Here is a 20859-nt window from a genome sequence, read left to right on the forward strand (position 1 = left end):
GCCGGCCTCGGCATCGCCATCGGCGCCGGGCACCGGTGTCGCCATCGAGACCGCCGACCACGTAGTCCCTCGTCGCCCAAGCCTCTGCCTGGACATTGCGCCCCGCCGGAGGCCGCCCGCCCTGGATCGTCCCCGCGATCGGCCTGGCCTTCGCGCGACGCCTTCCCTGTCCTCGGCCTTTGCCGGGGGTAGGCGTAGTCGCCGCCGGAGCTGCCGCCGACGGGGTGCGGCGCGCGCTCTCCCGCCACGGATGGCACCGCTCTGAGACGGCCCATGGCTGACGTCGCGCGGCGCGGCTCCTTCCCGGACCGGCGCGCTGTGGAGATGGCGAACCCCGGCCCCGCCGTAGGCGTACGTGATCACCTCGGCCGTGCGGCCGGGCAGGGCGGTCGCTCATGGCTCGGCGGGAACGGGGGGCGGGCCGGGGCTAACGTGGACACAGAGGCACCGCATCACAGACCGCGTCCGCCCGCGGACGATTCCGCCAGGCGGTGTGCTCGATCGGCAGGTGAGGTCCATGACCAGCACGGCCGGCACGTCCGGTGCCGAAACCCGCCCTTACGACGTGATCGTGGTCGGAGCCCGGTGCGCGGGGGCCCCGACCGCCATGCTTCTGGCCCGTCGCGGTCACCGGGTCCTCCTCGTCGACCGGGCGACGTTTCCGAGCGACACGATCTCCACCCACCTGATCCATCCGCCCGGCCTGGCCGCGCTCCAGCGCTGGGGACTGCTGGACCGAGTGGTCGCCACGGGCTGCCCCGCCATCGACACCTATGCGTTCGACATGGGCCCCTTCGTCATCGCCGGGTCCCCTGCCGGTGAGGGCTTCGACGTCTCCTACGCCCCGCGCCGCACGGTCCTGGACAAGATCCTGGTCGACTCCGCCGCGGAGTCGGGTGCCGAGGTTCGAGAGGGTTTCACCGTCGAGGAGATTCTGTTCGACGGTGGGACGGCCATCGGCATCAAGGGGCACGGCAAGGACGGCAGGACGGCCACCGAGCACGCTCGGATCGTCGTCGGCGCTGACGGACTCCACTCGTCCGTCGCGAGGGCGACGGGAGCCGTCGGCTACGCGGAGAAGCCGAAGATCAACGCCTACTACTACACGTACTGGGCCGGTCTGCCGATGGGCGGGACGTTCGAGGCGTACGACCGCGAGGACCGCGCCTTCGCCGCATGGCCGACCAACGACGACCGGACGCTGGTCATCTGCGCCTGGCCCATGCACGACTTCGAGGCCAACCGCGGTGACATCGAAGGCAATTACCACGCCGTGCTGGCCCGCGCGCCGGTCTTCGCCGAACGGATCTCGAAGGCCACTCGGACAGACCGGTTCGTCGGCATGGCCATCCTCAACTACTTCCGCAAACCGTACGGTCCCGGCTGGATCCTCGTAGGCGACGCCGGATACCTCAAGGACCCCATCACCGCGCAGGGCATCCAGGACGCCTTCCGGGACGCGGAGCGGTGCACCCTGGCACTCGACGACGTGCTCGCCGGCCGTCGGCCTTTCGACGAAGCCATGCGGGCCTGCCAGGAGGCGAGGGATTCCGAGGTCATGAGCATGTACGAGTTCACGGCCGACTTCGCCACGCTGGAACCGCCGCCCCCCGAAGTGCGGGAACTCCTCCTCGCCGCTTCCCGCAGCCGCTCGGCGCAGGACGAGTTCGCCCGGGTCACGGCCGGCGTGACGCGCCCGGAGGAGTTCTTCGGACACATGCGGGAGCGCATGGAGCACCAGCCGCCTCACGTGAATCGGTGAGGGGCCGCGGGCGGGTCGCGGAGCACCGCGTCCGGCGCCGCGTGAAAAGCTGCCGCGGCCGTGAAAGGCTTGCCGCGGCCGCGGCCGCCGGACCGAGCACCGCCCGGCGGCGGATGCGTCAGGCCCCTTCGGGGGGAGGCCGGTCCCGCAGATGGCGTGCCTGGGTGTCGTAGTCGCCGAGGACGTGTCTGAGCTGTTCCAGCGATTCCTCGGGGATGTCGGAGGGAGCGGACTCGGCCACGAAGCGGGCGGCGGCCACCAGGGCCGCGAACTCGAAGGCGTGGCCGGTCGCGCGCAGGACCCCGGGCCGGGCCCACTCCAGGTGCACGGTCAGCCCTTCGAGGCGAGGTAGTTCTTGATCTCACCCAGTTCGCGCTCGAAGTCGTCGTAGTCCTCACGGACGCCGTTGAGGTACGCGCTCCAGCCGAGGCTGTTCTTCGCGTAGTGGACGGCTTCCTGGATCTCCTCGTCGGTGGCCCCGAACAGCTTCGCGGCCTCGGTGTGGAAGAGCGTGCAGTAGCGGCACTTCGTTTCGGAGTGCAACGCGATCCCGATGAGCTCCTTGTACTTGTTCGGGATGAGCGTCTCGCCGAGCTCGAGCTTCTTGAAGATCTCCCACTCGTAATCCATCAGGTCGTCGGGGATGCGGGAGAAGAAGTGAGGCACAAGGCCCAGGGTCTCCTTGATCTCCGCCTCGACCTCGCTCCGCGTACGGCCCGCCATGGCGATCACTCCTCTCGGCCGAGCGAAACCGACACCCCTCCTTCCACGCTAGAGCGCGCCCCCGTCAGCTGCGACCGCTTTGCCGCGTCGCCTGGACGAAGAGCCGCGTCCCGGGCCGTGCGACAGCGGCGTCCACCATCGGCGAGACCGACCCCTCTGCGCGGACCGGAGTGTTAACGCTCACAATGACTGAGGTTTTCCGCCGGGTTGTTGCGCCGGGATGTGGGGGCGTCGAGAGCCCCGACGGGGGCTCCACATGCAGCCGACGCCTTCGTCAACTGCCAGCTTCTGTGGACGCCGGAGCGCCCCACGTCCCCCAACTCCGTATCTCCCTGACGCATCAAGAACCGGTAACGGTCGTAAGAGCCCTTGAGTTACAAGTCTGTTAGCGCTCACAATGTCTCGCGTTCGCCAGCCGCCGCTCGTGGGGGCCGACGCTCCACTCTGCCTCCGCACGGCTCAACCCCCGCTGCGCAGCGATGCCTTCGCCGGACCCATCTCCCTGAGGGCTCCGCCTGGTACGACGCACGTCCCGAGAGGATCCACGACATGGCCCACAGAGCCCTCCGCATCATCGCCGCCACTGCCCTGGCCGGCAGTGTGCTGACCGCCTGCACCACCGAGCCCGCGTCCACCGGCGGCCCCGGCGGCGCCGGCAAAGGCCCCTCCGACGGCAAGCTGGTGATGGGGTTCGCCCAGGTGGGAGCCGAGAGCGGCTGGCGCACCGCCAACACCAAGTCCGTCCGCGAGGCGGCCGAGAAGGCCGGCGTCACCTTGAAGTTCTCCGACGCGCAGCAGAAGCAGGAGAACCAGATCAAAGCGATCCGCACCTTCATCCAGCAGAAGGTGGACGTCATCGCCTTCTCACCGGTGGTCGAGTCCGGCTGGGACACCGTCCTGAAGGAGGCGAAGAACGCCGGCATCCCGGTGATCCTCACCGACCGCGCCGTCGACTCGCAGGACACCTCCCTCTACCGGACCTTCCTCGGTTCCGACTTCGTCAAGGAGGGCCAGGAGGCCGGCAAGTGGCTCGTGAAGGAGTACGAGGGAACCTCCGAACCGGTCAACATCGTCGAACTCCAGGGCACCACCGGCTCCGCCCCCGCCAACGACCGCAAGGCGGGCTTCGCCGACGCCGTCAAGGGCGACCCCAAGTTCAAGGTCGTCGACTCCCAGACCGGGGACTTCACCCGCGCCAAGGGCAAGGAGGTCATGCAGGCCTTCCTCAAGTCCCACAAGGACATCGACGTGCTGTACGCCCACAACGACGACATGGCGCTGGGTGCCATCCAGGCCATCGAAGAGGCCGGCAAGAAGCCGGGCACCGACATCAAGGTGATCTCCGTCGACGGGATCAAGGACGCGTTCGTCGCCATGCAGGAGAAGAAGATCAACGTGGTGGTGGAGTGCAACCCGCTCCTCGGCGACCAGCTCATGGAACTCGCCAAGAAGGTCGCGGCGGGCGAGAGCGTCCCGCGACGGGTCGAGGTCAAGGAGGGTGTCTTCACCCAGGACCAGGCCGCGGCCGCCCTCCCCGGCCGCCAGTACTGACCCCCGCCCGCACCAGACCGGGGGCGGCCCTCGCGCCGCCCCCTCCCTCAGGAGAGGAGGGCGGATGGCAGCCCCACCTGGCCCCCGCACACCCACCCGCACCGACCAGCCGGTCCTGCAGGCCCGCGGCATCCGCAAGGCCTTCCCCGGCGTCCTCGCCCTCGACGGGGTGGGCCTGCGCCTCTTCCCCGGCGAGGTCCACGCGCTGATGGGCGAGAACGGCGCCGGCAAGTCGACCCTCATCAAGGTACTCACCGGCGTCCACCCGCCCGACGAGGGATCGGTCTCCGTCGACGGCAGCCTCCAGAGGTTCGCCGAACCCCTGGAAGCCCAGCACGCGGGAATCAGCACGGTCTACCAGGAGGTGAATCTGTGCCCCAACCTCTCGGTCGCCGAGAACCTCCTCGTCGGCCGTGAACCCCGGCGCCTGGGACTGATCCACTGGTCGGCCCTTTACGCACGCGCGGCCCGACTCATCACCGAACTGGAACTCGACCTCGACGTCCGCCTGCCGCTGAGCGCGTACTCCCTGGCCGTCCAGCAGCTGGTCGCGATCGCACGGGCCGTGGACCTCGAGGCGAAGGTCCTCATCCTCGACGAGCCCACCTCCAGCCTCGACCGGGACGAGGTCGCCCAGCTGTTCTCCTTGGTGCGCCGGCTGCGCGACCGGGGCGTCGCGATCCTCTTCGTCACCCACTTCCTCGACCAGGTCTTCGACCTGTGCGACCGGGTGACCGTGCTGCGGGGCGGCCGCCTCGAAGGCGAGTACCGGATCGACGAGCTGACCCCCGTCACCCTCGTACACCGTATGGTCGGCAGCGAACTGCGCACGCTCGACGAACTCGCGGAGACCTCCCGCACCGCGAGCGCCGCCCCCGTCCCTGCCGAAACCCCTTTCCTCAGCGCCCGCGGGCTCGCCCGGTCCGGTGCCGTCCAGCCCTACGACCTGGACATCCACCGCGGCGAGGTCATCGGCCTGGCCGGACTGCTCGGTTCCGGACGCACCGAGGCGGCCAGGCTGCTCTTCGGAGCCGACCACGCCGACGCCGGAGGGCTACGGATCAACGGCGAACGTACCGACCTGCGGTCCCCACGGGCCGCGATCGCCCGCAGGATCGCCTTCTGTTCGGAGAACCGCAAGGCGGAGGGGCTGATCGCCGAGCTCACGGTCCGCGAGAACATCGTGCTCGCCCTCCAGGCCGCCCGCGGCTGGGCCAGGCCCCTCTCTCGCGCCCGCCAGGACGAGATCGCCGCCCGGTGGACCGAGGTTCTCGACATCCGTCCGGCCGATCCCGAGGCCCAGGTCCGCAACCTCAGCGGAGGCAACCAGCAGAAGGTGCTGCTCGCCCGATGGCTGCTCACCGACCCGGAGCTGCTGATCCTGGACGAACCCACCCGGGGCATCGACATCGGCGCCAAGACGGAGATCCAGAAACTGGTCACCCGCCTGGCCTCGGAAGGCACCGCGGTGGTGTTCATCTCCGCCGAAATCGAGGAAGTGCTGCGGCTGAGCCACCGCGTGGGCGTCCTGCGCGACCACCGACTCGTCGCCACCCTCCTCAACGACCCGCCCCTGACGCCCGACCGCATCCTGGGCACCATCGCCACCGGAGCCACCTCATGACACCACCTGACGACATCGGCGCCGGGGGAAGGCGGCCGGCCCGGGCGCCCGGCGCCCGCCGGCTCACCAGGCACCGCCTGTTCTGGCCCGCCACCTTCCTGGCATCCCTGCTGCTGGGGAACGTCGCGTTCACCCATGACTTCTTCGCCGTCCGCGTCCAGAACGGACACCTGTACGGCAGCCTGATCGACATCCTCCAGTTCGGCGCCCCTCTGATCCTGGTGTCGCTCGGCATGACGCTGGTCATCGCCACCCGGGGCATCGATCTCTCGGTCGGCTCGACAGTCGCCATCGCCGGCGCCCTCGCGTGCGAGCACATCGCCACCGCGAAGGACCCCGGGAGTCTGCCCACCGTCCTGTCGGCGATCACCCTGGCGGTCGGAGTGGCCGCGGCCATCGGACTGCTCAACGGCCTCCTCGTCGCCCGGCTATACGTCCAGCCCATCGTCGCCACACTGGTCCTCATGGTCGCCGGGCGGGGCGTGGCCCAGCTGATCACCGACGGCCAGATCATCAGCGTGTCCAGCAGCGCCTACAAGATGATCGGCGGCGGCTACTGGCTCACCCTTCCCTTCGCCGTCCTGCTGGCCGCGGCCCTCGTGGCCGTCACCTCCTTCGTCACCCGGCGGACCGCGCTCGGCATGCTCATCGAATCGGTGGGCGGCAACCCGGTCGCGAGCCGGCTCGTCGGCGTCAGGGCGGCCGGCCTTCTGGTCATGGTCTACGTCGTCAGCGCCGTGTGCGCCGCGGTGGCCGGCCTGATGATCAGCTCCAACGTGTCCAGCGCCGACGGGAACAACGCGGGCCTGTGGATCGAGCTGGACGCGATCCTCGCCGTGGTCATCGGCGGCACCGCCCTCACCGGCGGCCGCTTCTCCGTCGGTGGGACGGTCCTGGGCGCGCTGATCATCCAGACCCTCTCGACCACGATCTACACCCTCGGCGTACCGCCCGAGACCACCCTCGTCTTCAAGGCCCTGGTCGTCATGGCCGTCTGTCTCGTCCAGTCGCCCGCGTTCCGCGCGCGACTCTCACGCCGTCGCCGCCCGGCCGCCTCGGCCCCTGCGGTCGGCGACGCGGGAGTCCGCCAGCAGGAGGTCCACCCGTGAGCACCACCCTCAGCTCCCCCACCAGGCCGCTCCAGCCGTTCTCGGTGCGGCATGCCGCCCGTCTGCCGCTCATGGTCACGGCGACTCTGCTGATCGCCATGTTCCTGATCGGCTCCCTGCTGTACGAGGGCTTCTTCTCCGGGCAGGTCCTGCTCAACGTCCTGATCGACAACGGCTTCCTGCTCGTCGTGGCGATCGGCATGACGTTCGTCATCCTCACCGGCGGAATCGACCTCTCAGTCGGCTCCATGGTGGCCTTGTCGACCATGCTGACGGCGTGGCTCGTCGAACAGAACGGCGCGCCGCTCGCCCTGGCGGCGCCGCTGGTGCTGCTGGTGGGAGCAGCAAGCGGGGCCCTGATGGGCTGGGTGATCCACACTTTCGAGATCCAGCCCTTCATCGTCACCCTCGCGGGCATGTTCCTCGCCCGCGGCCTCTGCTACACGATCAGCACCGACTCGATCTCCCTCACCGACCCGACGACCACGCGGATCGCCCAGACACGGGTGCTCCTGCCCGGAGGTCTGTTCATCTCACCCGCCGTGGTCATAGCCGTGATCGTGCTGGCTCTCGCCTTCGTCGTCCTCCACCACACCCGCTTCGGCCGCACCGTGTACGCCATCGGCGGCAACGAGGCCTCGGCCCGTCTCATGGGCCTGCCCGTGGGACGCACCAAGGTCGCGGTGTACGCCGTGAGCGGTCTGTGCTCTGCCCTCGGCGGTCTGCTGCTGACGTTCTACATGCTGTCCGGCTACGCCCTGCACGCCGTCGGCATGGAACTCGACGCCATCGCGGCCGTCGTCATCGGAGGGACGCTGCTGACCGGGGGCTCCGGGTTCGTCCTCGGCACCGCCCTGGGCGTGACGGTCCTCGGCCTGATCCAGACCATCATCAGCTTCCAGGGCACGCTGAGCTCGTGGTGGACGCGCATCGTCATCGGCGGCCTGCTGTTCGTCTTCATCCTCCTCCAGCGGCTCTTCGGCGGATCCCGCCCGGCGCTTCGGCGTGTCCTCGGATCGGGCCGGACGAGGCCGCGGCGTCCGGGCGGCGAGGGCGTCGGCGCCCTCGCCGAGCGAGATTGTTAGCGTTCACAATGGCGTGCCGCGGGAGACGCTAAGGTTCTCTCGCACCGATGAACAGCCGTGAACAGGGAGAAGGGAGGCGAACGTGGCACATCCCGCGGAAGACGTCCGCCCGCCGACGATGGCCGACGTCGCGCGCGAGGCGGGGGTCTCCCACCAGACCGTCTCCCGGGTGCTGAGCGGCCATCCCAACGTACGCGCGGCCACCCGGGAACAGGTCACCCGGGCCGTCGAGCAGCTGGGCTACCGCCGCAACTCCGCCGCACGCGCCCTGGTGACGCGCAGGACGAGGACGCTGGGCGTCATCGCCGTCAACACCGCCCTGTACGGACCCGCAAGCACTCTGACCGGCCTGCAGGAGGCGGCCCGGGAGCAGGGCTACCTCGTCTCCACCGTCAGTCTGCGCACCGGCGAAGGGCAGGGCCTCAAGAGCGCCATCGACCACCTCGCGTCCTGGGGCGTGGAGGGTGTCGTCGCCATCACCCCGCAGCGCTCGCACGTGCAGGCGCTCGCCGAACTGGACGCACCCTTCCCCGTGGTCACCGTGGAGGGCGGTCATCAGCTCGACCTGCCGGGCGTCTCCCTCGACCAGGAACTCGGGGCCCGCATGGTCACGGAGCACCTGCTCGCCGCCGGGCACAGCACCGTCTGGCACGTGGCGGGTCCCGACGACTGGCTGGAGAGCGAGGCCCGCACCGCCGGATGGCGCGCGGTCCTGGAGGAGAGCGGCATCACACCTCCGCGCGTACTGACGGGGGACTGGAGCCCGTTGTCCGGATACCGGGCGGGACAGGAGCTCGCCGGGTTCGCCCTGGCCCGTCGGGGAGCGACACCGGTCACCGCCGTCTTCGTCGCCAACGACCAGATGGCCCTCGGTGTCCTGCGGGCTCTGCGCGAGGCGGGGATCCGCACTCCGGGACAGGTGGCCGTGGCCGGTTTCGACGACATCCCCGAAGCCGAGTACTTCCCTCCACCCCTGACCACGGTCCGCCAGGACTTCGCCGCCATCGGCCGCCGGAGCATCGGACTCCTCGTCGACCACATCGAGGGGCGCGCCCGGAAGGCCGAGCACCTCCTCGTGGAACCGCAGCTCATCATGCGCGCGAGCACGCGCCCTTCAGGCGACGACTGACGCACGGGGCGGCTCTCGCCACCGCCTTCCGACGGCCGGCGGCGGGCCTCGCGCCGGCCGTCCGGCGGCGCACGGCCGCCGATGCGTCGGCGCCGGCACGGGCACCGGCACCGCCGCCGGCTCCGCCTTGCCGCTGCCGCCCACCGACCCGCTGCCGGACCGGTCGCGGCCCCGGGGCCGCGTCCTGCATCCGGCCCTGTGACGGAAAGGCTCACGGGCACGCGACGCCGGCACGGCTCCGGCACGGCCGGGCGCCGCAGGTACGCCCAGTACGGGCCGCGCCCTGCGCCCTGCAAGGCACCGCACCGGACACCCCGCGCATCGGCGACAGCACTCCGGCCACGGCAGTGAGTGCGCGCACACATCAGAGGCCCCATTCCTTGCCCGATGCTCGAAAGAACCGTCCCAGGCCCTTGTCCAACAGAATTGTGAGCGTTAACAATCAGAGGGCTTCTCCGACCGCTGCCCATGACGAGAGAGACCGCATCGTGACCCCTCACGCGCTTTCCGGCCCCGCAGCCCGCCACCATCCCGAGGCCTGCACCATCGGCGTCGACTTCGGCACCCTCTCCGGGCGCGCCGTCGTGGTCAGGGTCCGGGACGGCGCCGAACTCGGTTCATCGGTCCACGAGTACCGGCACGCCGTCATCGAGGACCGCCTTCCCGCCACCGGCGTCCCCCTGCCCCCCGACTGGGCCCTGCAGCACCCGGAGGACTGGCGCGAGGTCCTGCGTACCGCCGTTCCCGCGGCGGTCGCCGACGCCGGCATCGACCCGGGCCGCGTCATCGGCATCGCCACCGACTTCACCGCCTGCACGGTCCTGCCGACCACCCCGGACGGCACCCCGCTCGCCCTGATCCCGCAGTGGGCCGACCGCCCGCACGCCTGGCCCAAACTGTGGAAGCACCACGCCGCCCAAGGGCAGGCCGACCGCATCAACGCCCTCGCCCACGCCCACGGCGAGAAGTGGCTCGCACGGTACGGCGGCAAGATCTCCGCCGAATGGCAGTACGCCAAGGCCCTGCAAGTCCTGGAAGAGGACCCCGCCGTCTACGCCGCCTGCGCCCGCTGGATCGAGGCGGCGGACTGGATCGTCTGGCAGCTGACCGGGGAGGAGTCCCGCAACACCTGCACCGCCGGCTACAAGGGCATCCACCAGGACGGCTCCTACCCCTCGCCCGACTTCCTGGCCCGGCTGCACCCCGACTTCGCCGACTTCCCCGCCACGCGCCTGGAGCACCCGCCGGCACCACTGGGCTCCCGCGTCGGCACACTCGGCGGGCGGGCCGCGCGCTGGACCGGCCTCCCCGCGGGCGTCGCCGTCGCCGCGGGCAACGTCGACGCCCACGTGGCCGCGCCCGCGGCCGGCGCCGTCGAGAACGGGCGGATGCTGGCCATCATGGGCACCTCCACCTGCCACGTCCTCAACGCCGCCACGCTCGCCGAGGTCCCCGGCATCTGCGGGGTCGTCGACGGCGGCATCGTCCAGGGCGCCTACGGCTACGAGGCCGGCCAGAGCGCGGTCGGTGACATCTTCGCCTGGTGGCTCCGGCAGTGCGTCCCGGACCACTACCGGGCCGAGGCGGCGGCATCGGGCGAGGACCTCCACCAGCTCCTGACCCGCAAGGCCGCGGCCGGCCCGGTCGGCGCGCACGGTCTGGTCGCCCTGGACTGGATGAACGGCAACCGCTCCCCCCTGGTCGACCACCACCTCTCCGGAGTCATCGCCGGCCTCACCCTCGACACCCGGCCCGAAGACGTCTACCGGGCCCTGCTCGAATCCACCGCCTACGGCACCCGGATGATCGTCGAAACCTTCGAGGGCGCCGGGATCCCCGTCGAGGAGTTCATCGTCACCGGCGGCCTGAAGAAGAACGCACTGCTCATGCAGATCCACGCCGACGTGCTCCGCCGCCCCGTCTCCCTCGGCACCTCCGACCAGGGGCCGGCGCTCGGCTCGGCCATCCACGCCGCCGTCGCCGCGGGCGCCTACCCCGACGTCCGCTCCGCCGCCTCCGCCATGGGAAGCGTCAAGCGCCACGCGTACGTCCCCGACCCCGCACGGGCGGACGCCTACGACGCCCTGTTCAGCGAATACCGCGCCCTGCACGACCACTTCGGCACCGGCGCGGACCTGCTCCTGCACCGCCTGCGCCGGATCCGCAACACCGCACGCCTCGCCACCGCCCGCTGACCCGGACCACCACCCGCCCCGGCCTCCATCGGCCCGGCCTCCATCGCCCTGGCCTCCATCGGCCCGGCCTCTCCGCCCGAGCACCTCCGAGGAGCACACCCCGTCATGACCCCTGCCCAGCCCGAGCGCGAGATCTGGTTCCTCACCGGCAGCCAGTCCCTCTACGGCGACGACACCCTCGCCCAGGTCGCCGACCAGTCCCGCGCCATCTGCGAAACCCTCGCCCGCCGGCCCCAGATGACCGTGCGCCTCGTATGGAAGCCCGTCCTCACCGACGCGGCCGCCATCCGCGCGGTCTGCCTGGCGGCCAACGCCGACGACCGCTGCATCGGCCTGATCGCCTGGATGCACACCTTCTCCCCGGCCAAGATGTGGATCGCCGGCCTCGACGCCCTGAGCAAGCCGCTGCTGCACCTGCACACCCAGGCCAACCGCCAACTGCCCTGGTCCACCATCGACATGGACTTCATGAACCTGAACCAGGCCGCCCACGGCGACCGCGAGTTCGGCTTCGTCCAGACCCGGCTCGGTGTACCGCGCAAGACCGTGGCCGGCCACGTCTGCGCCCCCGACGTGGTCGACCGCATCGCCGGATGGGCCCGCGCCGCCCTCGGCCGCTGCGAACTGACCACCCTCAAACTCGCCCGCTTCGGCGACAACATGCGCGATGTCGCCGTCACCGAAGGCGACAAAGTCGAGGCGCAGCTGCGGTTCGGGGTCTCGGTCAACACCTACGGCGTCAACGACCTCGTCGCCGCGGTCGACGCCGCCCCCGAGGACACCGTGGACTCCCTCGTCAAGGAGTACCAGGACCTCTACGCCATCGCGCCCGAGCTGCGGCCGGGCGGCGAGCGCCACGCCTCCCTGCGCTACGCCGCCCGTATCGAAGCCGGTCTGCGCACGTTCCTCACGCAGGGCAACTTCCGCGCCTTCACCACCAACTTCCAGGATCTCGGCGGCCTGCGCCAGCTTCCCGGGCTCGCCGTGCAGCGCCTGATGGCGGACGGCTACGGTTTCGGCGGCGAGGGTGACTGGAAGACCGCCACCCTGCTGCGCGCCCTCAAGACGATGGCCCGCAGCCTGCCCGGCGGCACCTCGTTCATGGAGGACTACACCTACGACCTCACGGCCGGCCAGGAGCTCGTCCTCGGCGCCCACATGCTGGAGGTCTGCCCCTCCCTCACGACGGCCACGCCCGCCTGTGAGATCCACCCGCTCGGCATCGGCGGGCGCGAAGACCCGGTCCGCCTCGTCTTCGACGCGGATCCCGGTCGGGCCGTCGTCGTCGGGCTCGCGGACATGGGCGACAGGTTCCGCCTCGTCGCCAACCACGTCGACGTCGTCGGCCCGCCCGAGCCGCTGCCCCGGCTCCCCGTCGCACGAGCCGTCTGGCGCCCCCGCCCCGACCTGCGCACGTCCACCGAGGCCTGGCTGACGGCCGGAGCACCGCACCACACCGTCCTGACCACCGCTCTCGGCGGCGAGGAGCTCGAAGACCTCGCCGAGATGCTCCGTACCGAACTCGCCGTCATCGACGAAGACACCACCATCCGGCGCTTCACGCGCGAGCTGCGCTGGAACCAGGCGTACCACCGTCTGGCCCAGAGCCTGTGAGCGACCACGCCGCCGCACCCGCCCCGCAGGGCGCCGTGCACACCTCCACCCGCACCAGGACGGAGCCCACCGTGAGCACCGCCGTTTCCAGGGAACTGCGCCGAGAGGTGTGGGAGGCCAACCTCCGCATCCCCCGAGCCGGCCTGGCCACCCTCACCTGGGGCAACGTGAGCGGGGTGGACCGGCAGGCCGGCGTCTTCGTCATCAAGCCCTCGGGGGTGGCCTACGACGTGCTGAGCGAGGAGGACCTGGTCGTCGTCTCCCTGTCCGACGGCAGTGTCGTCGAAGGCCGTCTGCGACCGTCCACCGACACCGAGACGCACCGCAGCCTCTACCTCGCCTTCCCCTCCATCGGAGGCGTGACCCACACACACTCCACCCACGCCGTCGCCTTCGCCCAGGCACGGCGCCCGATACCGGTGCTCGGCACCACCCACGCGGACACCTTCAACGGTCCCGTCCCCGTCACCGCGCCCCTCACCCCCCAGCAATGCGCCACGGACTACGAGTACAACACCGGCCAGGTCATCGTGGACCTGCTGGGCCGTGACAACACCCGGGCCGAGGAGGTCCCCGGCGCCCTCGTCGCCCACCACGGCCCCTTCACCTGGGGCGCCGACGCCGCCACCTCCCTGGAGCACGCCGTCATCTGCGAGGCGGTGGCCGAGATGGCCCTCCACACCATCGCCCTGGGCACCGTGGAACCCCCGCAGCACGTCCTGGACCGACACTTCACCCGCAAGCACGGACCGAACGCCTACTACGGCAATCCCCCCTCCGCCTGACCACATCTGCCTGACCACGCCGTCCCCGCCGCGCCGTGCTGGCCGCGCCCCGACACGACGCGGCCGGCTCCGTGGACCCGCGGGGTCGCTGTCCCCCCACCTCCCGAAGGAGATCCTTTGATGTGGATTCGCCATCGGCCGCCGGCCGGCCTGACGCGCCTGGTCGCCTGCCTCGTGCCGTTTCTGCTCATGGCAACCCTCTTCAATGCCCAGCCCGCCGGTGCCGCGACCGTCGACACCAACGCCTGGTACGTCCTGGTCAACCGCAACAGCGGCAAGGCCCTGGACGTCTACAACCTGGCGACCGGCGACGGCGCCCGCATCACCCAGTGGGCCAGGAACGACCAGAACCAGCAGCAGTGGCAGTTCGTCGACTCCGGCGGCGGCTACCACCGCATCAAGTCCCGCCATTCCGGCAAGGTGCTGGACGTCCACAACGGATCCACCGCCAACGGCGGCCCGGTCGTCCAGTGGGCCGACCGGAACGGCACCAACCAGCAGTGGAGGCTGGTCGACAGCCCGGACGGCTACGTGAGGCTCATCGCGCGCCACAGCAACAAGGCCCTCGAAGTGCAGGGGGGCTCCACGGCCGACGGCGCGAACATCGTCCAGTACGACGACTGGGGCGGCGCCAACCAGCAGTGGCAGCTCGTCAAGGTCGGCGGCGGCAACCCCGGCGCGTGCGCCCTTCCCTCTGCGTACCGTTGGACGTCGACGGGCCCGCTGGCACAGCCCAGGGCCGGGTGGGCCTCGCTCAAGGACTTCACCGTCGCCCCCTACAACGGGAGGCAGCTCGTCTACGCGACGACGCACGGCGCGGCGGGAACCGGGGTCGGCTGGCGTTCGATGAACTTCACGCCGTTCACCGACTGGCCGGAGATGGCCTCGGCCGGCCAGAACGCGATGGCGAGTTCCGTCGTCGCACCCACCCTGTTCCACTTCGCGCCGAAGAACATCTGGGTGCTCGCCTACCAGTGGGGCAGGACCGCCTTCTCCTACCGGACATCGACCGACCCCGCCAACCCGAACGGCTGGTCGGCGGAGCAGGAGCTCTTCTCCGGAAGCATCGCCGGCTCCGGGACCGGGCCCATCGACCAGACGCTCATCGGTGACGGGACGAACATGTACCTGTTCTTCGCCGGTGACAACGGCAAGATCTACCGGGCCGGTATGCCGATCGGGAACTTCCCGGGCAGTTTCGGCGCGACCTCAACAGTGGTCATGAGCGACACGACGGACAACCTGTTCGAAGCACCGCAGGTCTACAAACTCCAGGGCCAGGACCGCTACCTCATGATCGTCGAGGCGATCGGCTCGCAGGGCCGGTACTTCCGCTCGTTCACGGCCACCAGCCTGAACGGCTCATGGACGCCCCAAGCCGCGACCGAGAACACCCCGTTCGCCGGCAAGGCCAACAGCGGCGCCACCTGGACCAACGACATCAGCCATGGCGAACTGATCCGGACCGGCCCCGATCAGACCATGACGGTCGACCCCTGCAACCTGCGGTTCCTCTACCAGGGACGCGATCCCAACTCCGGCGGCGACTACGGACAGTGGCCCTACCGGCCAGGTCTGCTGACGCTGCACCGCTGACGACGTGGTACTGCCCCGAGGGCGGGGCAGGCACCCACTGCTCGTCAGCAAAGTCGGCGACTGCAACCGAAGGCGCAGGGCCGGGCGTGAGCACGGCACCCGGCCCTCGTCCGCACGAACCAGCAGGTCAACGCACGCGACCCCTGGGCTTCAGGTGGGTCGGAGGCAGCTCAGGGGAAGGAATCGGAGGCCCGTCGTAGCCCTTGACCTCGCCGTAGCGGGTGCCGTTCGTCCAGTCCTCGCGGAACTGGGCGATCTCCTCGTGGGACCGGCCGATCCAGTTCCAGAACATCACGATCTCCTCCTCGAACGGTTCGCCGCCCAGGAGCATCAGGCCCGCGTCCGACGCCGCGCGCAGGGGGAGTTCCGTGCGGCCGCAGCCGAGGTAGAGCATCGAGCCGGGGAGGACCGGGACGCCGTCGACGTGGGCCTCGCCGGACATCGACAGGACCGCGTACTCGAAGTCGGGGTCGAGCGGGAGCCGGGTCTCGGTGCCCGCCGCCAGGGCCAGGTCGGCGCCCACGATCGGGGTGTACGCCGTGCCGGGCGAGGTCGCCGTGTCCAGGGTGCCGAGGATGACCGTCGCCGTCAGGCCCGGGGCCGTCACCCGGGGCAGGTCCGCGTGGTGCTGGAAGTGCGGTTCCACGTTGCGGTGGGCGTCCGGCAGGGCCACCCACAGCTGGGCGCCGTGCAGGAAGCGGGCGTGCGGGCGCGGGCTCTCCTCGGAGTGGCTGATGCCGCGGCCCGAGGTCATCAGGCCGAGCTCGCGCGGGCGGATCGTCTCCAGGCTGCCGACGCTGTCGCGGTGCAGCACCTCGCCCTCGTGGAGCCAGCTGACGGTCTGCAGACCGGAGTGCGGATGCGGCGGGACCTGCATGCCGGGCTCGTCGGCGATGTCGTCCGGGCCGTAGTGGTCCACGAAGCACCAGGCGCCCACCATGCGGCGGCCCAGGTTCGGCAGGAGTCGGCGTACCTCGGTGGACTCCCCGAGCCTGACCGTGCGCGGGCTGAGGAGCTCGCGCACCGGTTCGGCGACGACGAAGCCGCGGCCGCCGCAGGCGGAGAGAGCGGGCTGGCGATCGAGATTGCTCATGGGCACAACCTAGCCCCGAGGGGGCGGTGGTGTTCAGTGGAATGTTCCGGCGGCCATGCGTGTTGGAGCAGCGGACGAACCACCTGAACGGCGGAAGGGACGCGATGAACGCGCCGACGGAGTACTACGAGCACGGGACGGCAGCCGAGCGCTGGGCGCGCGCCCAGCTCTTCTTCGACGCGCGGGAGTACGCGACGGCCGCCCGCATCCTGGAGCCGCTGGCGGGCGAGGCCCCCGAGCAGCTGGCTCCGCGGCTGCTGCTGGCCCGTGCCTACTACCACTCCGCGCAGCTCTCGCGTGCCGAGCGCGAGCTGCGGGCCGTGCTGGAGCGGTGGCCCGTGGAGGACTACGCCCGGCTCATGCTCGGGCGCACCCTGGAGCGTATGGGCCGGCCCGACGAGGCCCGTCCCCACCTGCGGATGGCGGCCGCGATGGCCGGCGAGTTCCCCGAGTAGCGGCGCACGCGGGCGGCCCCGGCCCCGTGTGTGCGGGGCCGGGCGGCGGCCTCGGTTAGCCTGGGGGCACGATGAACCGTCTGACCACGCCTTTCGGCTCCTACGAGCTCACCCGCTTCCCCGAGGACCCGCGCGACCGGCTCCGCGCCTGGGACGCCGCCGACGAGTACCTGCTGCGCCACCTCGACTCCGGTACGGGGGAACGCGGTCCGGTGGACCTGGCCGGCGCCGGGCAGATCACCATCCTCGGTGACCGCTGGGGAGCGCTGACGACGGCACTGGCCGCGTACCACCCGACGCAGATCACCGATTCCTACCTCTCGCGGGCGAGCACCGCGGCGAACCTGGACCGGGCCGGTATCGGCACCGCCAAGTCCACGGTGCGGCTGCTGACCACGCAGGACCCGCCGCCCGAGCGGATCGACGTCCTCCTCGTACGGGTGCCCAAGAGCCTGGCGCTGCTGGAGGACCAGCTGTACCGGCTGGCGCCGCACGTGCACCCGGGCACCGTCGTCGTGGGCACGGGCATGGTCAAGGAGATCCACACCTCCACCCTGAACCTCTTCGAGAAGATCCTCGGCCCGACGAGGACCTCGCTCGCCGAGAAGAAGGCCCGGCTGATCTTCTGCACGCCCGGCGCCACGGCGACGCGGGGCGAGGACCCGTGGCCGGTCACGTACAAGCTGGACCAGGAAGCGGGCTCGGGTGCCGGGCTGACGGCCGTCAACCACGCCGGGATCTTCTGCGCGGACCGGCTCGACGTGGGCACGCGCTTCTTCCTGCAGAGCATCCCGACCAACACCGACGGCGCCCGCGTCGTGGACCTGGGCTGCGGCAACGGCATCGTCGGCACCGCCGTCGCCGTCGCGGACCCGCGCGCGGAGATCGTGTTCACCGACGAGTCGTACCAGGCGGTCGCCTCGGCGAAGGCCACGTTCCGCGCCAACGTGCACCGTGAGCGCGAGCGGGCCGACTTCCTCGTGGGCGACGGCGTCGCGATGCTGGACCCGGGCTCGGTCGATCTGATCCTGTGCAACCCGCCCTTCCACTCCCACCAGGCCACGACGGACGCGACGGCGCTGCGCATGTTCGCGCAGTCGCGCAAGGCGCTGCGGCCGCGCGGCGAGCTGTGGGTCGTGGCCAACCGGCACATGGGCTACCACACCCACCTGCGCCGGCTCTTCGGCAACAGCGAAGTCGTCGCGAGCGAGCCGAAGTTCGTGGTGCTGCGGGCGGTCAAGCAGGACCGTCCGCGCGACACGCGCCCCATGTGACCTGCCGGTACGTCCTACACTCTGGCGCGTGAGCAGCCAGGTGGGAGACGGAAGCGGTCAGGTGGGGGACGCAGGCGGTCAGGTGGCGGACGCAGGCGGCGTGCGCTACCGCCGGGAGGACGTGGCCCGGGCGGCCGGCGTCAAGGTGCGCAACCTGCGCTACTACCAGGAGCGCGGGCTGCTCCCACCGCCGCGCCGGGAGGGCCGGATCGCCTGGTACTCCGACGACCACCTGACCCGGCTGCGCCTGATCAGCGACCTGCTGGGGCGCGGCTACACGGTCAACGGCATCGCGGAGCTGCTGAACGCGTGGGAGGAGGGCGGCGGCCTGTCCCAACTGCTGGGCCTGGAGCGGGAGATGACCCGTGACTGGGTGCAGGAGGAGCCGGTGACGCTGACCCGGGCCGAGTTGCGCGAGCTGTTCGGCCCGACGGCCACCGCGGCGGACACCCGGCGGGCGGCGGAACTCGGCTACGTCACGGTCGACGGGGACCTCGTCACCTATCCGAGCCGGCGGCTGCTGGAGGCGACGCTGGCGCTGGTACGGCAGGGGGTGCCGCTGGCGGAGATCCTGGACGCCGGGGAGTTCGTCCAGGCGCAGGCGGCCGCGCTCGCGGACCGGTTCGTCGGCCTGTTCCGGCGGCACGTGATCGGCGCCGAGGGGCTGGAGCTGCTTTCGGCCACCCAAATCCAGCACGTCACGGCGGCGGTGACGGCCCTGCGGCCGGTCGCCGGCGAGGTCGTGGCCACCGAGTTCGCCCGGGCGATGGCCCGGAGGGTGGACGCGGAGGTCGCGGAACTGCTGCGTACGGAGCAGTAGGAGTCGGCTCAAAGGGTGCGCTCGCACAACCTTGCCAACCACCATTGGCACTCTTACATTCAACTCGTCGGTAACAACGGTGCACAGCCGAAAACAAGGGACGACCCCATGACCGGTTCCCCCCATTTATCCGACGATCACAGCGACTCCGGCCGTGTCCGCTGGCGCCGGTTCGCCGTTCTGACCGTCCCCGCCGTCGCGGTGACCGCGGGCCTCGGCGTCGCCCTCGCCCAGGGCGCGCTGGCCGCCTCGTTCGCCGTGTCGGGGCAGCAGTTCAAGGTGTCGGCGAGCAGCCTGGAGGGCGAGGGATTCGCCCAGTACGGCGGCGTCGACGTCAACGCGCGCGAGGAGCTCATCCCGGTGGCCGTCACCGCCATCCGGGAGGCGAAGCTCAACAACCTCTGCCAGTCCGTGGTCACCACGCTCCCGGTGATCGGGGACATCTCGCTCAACCTCACCGCGGGCAAGAAGACCCCGGTGGAGGCGAGCAACCTCTTCGTCGACGCGACCCAGCTCGCCGGTGACGCCGTGTTCAGCAACATCGAGATCGGACGTGACGCCTCCACCCTCGACAAGGGGCCGGCCGACGCGCAGGGCATGCAGGACCTCTTCGCCCAGCAGGCCGACACGGTCCGCATCACCGGTCTCCAGCAGACGGCGTGGGCGACGAACGCCGGCACCTTCAAGCTCTCCGGTCTCAGCATGAACGTCAGCAAGGGCAAGAAGGAATGCTTCTGAGCCGCCGCCGGCGCTGGCGTCGGTGGCGGCTCAGCAGGCCCTTCTGGGGCGGGCTGTTCGCGATCCTGGCCGGGGCGTGGATCTGCGTCCTCCCGCTGGCGCCGTTGAAGGTCATGCTCCAGCAGGGTGTGGCGGGGATCCCGTCCGTCCTGATGGGCATCGTGATGGTCGTGCTCGGCCTTACCGCCTGGTTCTCACCGTCGCAACGCGCCCTCTCGGGTGTCCTCACCACCCTGATCGCCACCGCCGCGCTGGTCCTGTCGAATCTGGGCGGGTTCCTGATCGGCACCCTCCTCGGCATCCTCGGCGGCGGCCTGATGTTCGCCTGGCAGCCGTACGCCGCCCAGCGCGCCGCAGGCGCGGCGCCGGCCGCCGATCCGGACCGGACCGCGGACGGACCCACGGACCGGACCGCGGGCCCGGACCCCACCCCGGGCCCGGCCCCCACCCCGGACCGGACCGCAGACCGGACCCCGGTCACGGGCATGGTCCGGGCCCCGGTCACGGCGCCGGCCCCGCCCCGGAACGCGCCCCCTCCCCCCACCCCGCACTCCGATCCCCAAGGAGCACAGCCATGAGCCGCACGCGCACCGCGCTCGCCCTCGGGACGGCCGCCGCCGGAGCCATAGCTCTCGCCTCGGTCACCGCCTCCGCCACCCCCGCGCCCCTGGCCGGGTCGACCACCGTCACCCCCGCCGGCCACGACTTCAAGGCCGTCCTCAGCGGGAAGGCCACCCTCAAGGCCGGGTCGGTGACGGTGACCTGCACGGTCTCCGTCTCCACCGGCACGGTGCCGGCCGCCCCCGGCAACAGCAACCCGGCCGGGCCCGTGTCCTCGCCGATCTCGCCGCCCACATACAGCTCCTGCACCTCCAGCATGCCGGGAGTGACCCCGACGGTCACGACGAGCGGCGCGTGGGCGGTGTCCATGCAGGACGGATCGCCGATCACCGCGACCATGACCGTGCCCATCGGCGGGCTGGTCCTCAAGACGACCGGGCTCGCCTCGTGTACGGTCACGGCCGCGCCCACGGCCCCGGCGAGCGTCGCCGGCACCTGGGTCAACGGCAGCCCGTCGAGCCTGACCTTCACCAACGCCTCCGTCCCGGTCAAGGTCACCGGCGGGTTCGGCTGCCCGACGAGCGCGACTGCCTCCGTCTTCAACGCGGTCTACAAGGTCTCCGACGTCACCGACCCGGCGCAGGACATCACTGTCGGCCCCTGATCCTCCGGCAGCCGTACGAGAGCGGGCCCGCCCGGCTCAGGAGTCGTCCGGAGCCGGGCGGGCCCGCCCGCCGCAGGGCGG

The 20859-nt window shown here is 71.1% G+C and carries 19 protein-coding genes; 16 read left to right on the forward strand and 3 right to left on the reverse strand.

All coding sequences use genetic code 11. From position 1 onward, the window contains the following. The first annotated feature begins 517 nt into the window (after positions 1-517). Complete coding sequence (locus AVW11_RS23630; RefSeq protein WP_076045764.1) at positions 518-1762, forward strand: NAD(P)/FAD-dependent oxidoreductase; 1245 nt, start codon at positions 518-520, stop codon at positions 1760-1762. 118 nt (positions 1763-1880) lie between these two features. Here AVW11_RS23630 and AVW11_RS23635 read toward each other — a convergent pair whose 3' ends face one another. Next, entirely contained in the window at positions 1881-2090 is a 210-nt protein-coding gene (locus AVW11_RS23635) for a hypothetical protein (RefSeq protein WP_030844164.1), read from the reverse strand. A 2-nt stretch (positions 2091-2092) separates the two neighbouring features. After that, positions 2093-2485: a carboxymuconolactone decarboxylase family protein gene (locus AVW11_RS23640; RefSeq protein ID WP_030844167.1), complete on the reverse strand. Its 393-nt coding sequence runs from the start codon at positions 2483-2485 to the stop codon at positions 2093-2095. A 549-nt stretch (positions 2486-3034) separates the two neighbouring features. Here AVW11_RS23640 and AVW11_RS23645 point away from each other — a divergent pair. From AVW11_RS23645 to AVW11_RS23685, 9 genes are all read left to right on the forward strand, one after another. Then, positions 3035-4036, forward strand: coding sequence for an ABC transporter substrate-binding protein (locus tag AVW11_RS23645; RefSeq protein WP_060177322.1), 1002 nt, complete (start codon positions 3035-3037; stop codon positions 4034-4036). Positions 4037-4100: 64 nt separating this feature from the next. Then, a complete protein-coding gene (locus AVW11_RS23650) occupies positions 4101-5660 on the forward strand; it encodes a sugar ABC transporter ATP-binding protein (RefSeq protein ID WP_076045766.1) in 1560 nt (519 codons plus the stop codon). Beyond that, complete coding sequence (locus AVW11_RS23655) at positions 5657-6769, forward strand: ABC transporter permease (RefSeq protein WP_076045768.1); 1113 nt, start codon at positions 5657-5659, stop codon at positions 6767-6769. The genes AVW11_RS23650 and AVW11_RS23655 overlap by 4 nt, the downstream gene beginning before the upstream one ends. Next, a complete protein-coding gene (gene yjfF, locus AVW11_RS23660; RefSeq protein WP_234330964.1) occupies positions 6766-7854 on the forward strand; it encodes a galactofuranose ABC transporter, permease protein YjfF in 1089 nt (362 codons plus the stop codon). Before AVW11_RS23655 ends, yjfF begins: the two co-directional genes overlap by 4 nt. A gap of 82 nt (positions 7855-7936) precedes the next feature. Further along, the gene (locus AVW11_RS23665; RefSeq protein ID WP_060177319.1) at positions 7937-8983 is read left to right on the forward strand and encodes a LacI family DNA-binding transcriptional regulator; all 1047 of its coding nucleotides are present in this window, start codon (positions 7937-7939) and stop codon (positions 8981-8983) included. Between the two features lie 488 nt (positions 8984-9471). Beyond that, a complete protein-coding gene (araB, locus tag AVW11_RS23670; protein ID WP_076045770.1) occupies positions 9472-11178 on the forward strand; it encodes a ribulokinase in 1707 nt (568 codons plus the stop codon). 105 nt (positions 11179-11283) lie between these two features. Next, a complete protein-coding gene (gene araA, locus AVW11_RS23675; RefSeq protein WP_076045772.1) occupies positions 11284-12792 on the forward strand; it encodes an L-arabinose isomerase in 1509 nt (502 codons plus the stop codon). 35 nt (positions 12793-12827) lie between these two features. Then, positions 12828-13577: an L-ribulose-5-phosphate 4-epimerase AraD gene (gene araD, locus AVW11_RS23680; protein ID WP_076045786.1), complete on the forward strand. Its 750-nt coding sequence runs from the start codon at positions 12828-12830 to the stop codon at positions 13575-13577. A gap of 120 nt (positions 13578-13697) precedes the next feature. Then, entirely contained in the window at positions 13698-15173 is a 1476-nt protein-coding gene (locus AVW11_RS23685; protein WP_076045774.1) for a non-reducing end alpha-L-arabinofuranosidase family hydrolase, read from the forward strand. A 127-nt stretch (positions 15174-15300) separates the two neighbouring features. Here AVW11_RS23685 and AVW11_RS23690 read toward each other — a convergent pair whose 3' ends face one another. Beyond that, the gene (locus tag AVW11_RS23690) at positions 15301-16266 is read right to left on the reverse strand and encodes a pirin family protein (RefSeq protein WP_076045776.1); all 966 of its coding nucleotides are present in this window, start codon (positions 16264-16266) and stop codon (positions 15301-15303) included. 104 nt (positions 16267-16370) lie between these two features. Between AVW11_RS23690 and AVW11_RS23695 the strand changes: the two genes are divergently transcribed. The 6 genes from AVW11_RS23695 (at position 16371) to AVW11_RS23720 (ending at position 20778) form a co-directional block, all read left to right on the forward strand. Further along, positions 16371-16721 carry a tetratricopeptide repeat protein gene (locus AVW11_RS23695; RefSeq protein WP_076045778.1) on the forward strand — a complete coding sequence of 117 codons (351 nt, stop codon included), beginning with the start codon at positions 16371-16373 and terminating at the stop codon, positions 16719-16721. An 80-nt stretch (positions 16722-16801) separates the two neighbouring features. Next, positions 16802-17995 (forward strand): methyltransferase, encoded by a 1194-nt coding sequence (locus tag AVW11_RS23700; protein ID WP_078096415.1) that lies wholly within the window; start codon positions 16802-16804, stop codon positions 17993-17995. Between the two features lie 28 nt (positions 17996-18023). After that, positions 18024-18815, forward strand: a complete 792-nt coding sequence (locus AVW11_RS23705; protein WP_240528243.1) for a MerR family transcriptional regulator — start codon at positions 18024-18026, stop codon at positions 18813-18815. A 108-nt stretch (positions 18816-18923) separates the two neighbouring features. Beyond that, complete coding sequence (locus AVW11_RS23710) at positions 18924-19553, forward strand: DUF6230 family protein (protein WP_051699864.1); 630 nt, start codon at positions 18924-18926, stop codon at positions 19551-19553. Further along, positions 19544-20131 (forward strand): DUF6114 domain-containing protein, encoded by a 588-nt coding sequence (locus AVW11_RS38555; RefSeq protein WP_240528244.1) that lies wholly within the window; start codon positions 19544-19546, stop codon positions 20129-20131. The genes AVW11_RS23710 and AVW11_RS38555 overlap by 10 nt, the downstream gene beginning before the upstream one ends. Continuing rightward, positions 20128-20778, forward strand: a complete 651-nt coding sequence (locus tag AVW11_RS23720) for a hypothetical protein (RefSeq protein ID WP_030844220.1) — start codon at positions 20128-20130, stop codon at positions 20776-20778. Before AVW11_RS38555 ends, AVW11_RS23720 begins: the two co-directional genes overlap by 4 nt. Positions 20779-20859: the final 81 nt, after the last annotated feature.

The sequence above is a fragment of the Streptomyces amritsarensis genome (assembly GCF_001953875.1).
Lineage (GTDB): Bacteria > Actinomycetota > Actinomycetes > Streptomycetales > Streptomycetaceae > Streptomyces > Streptomyces amritsarensis.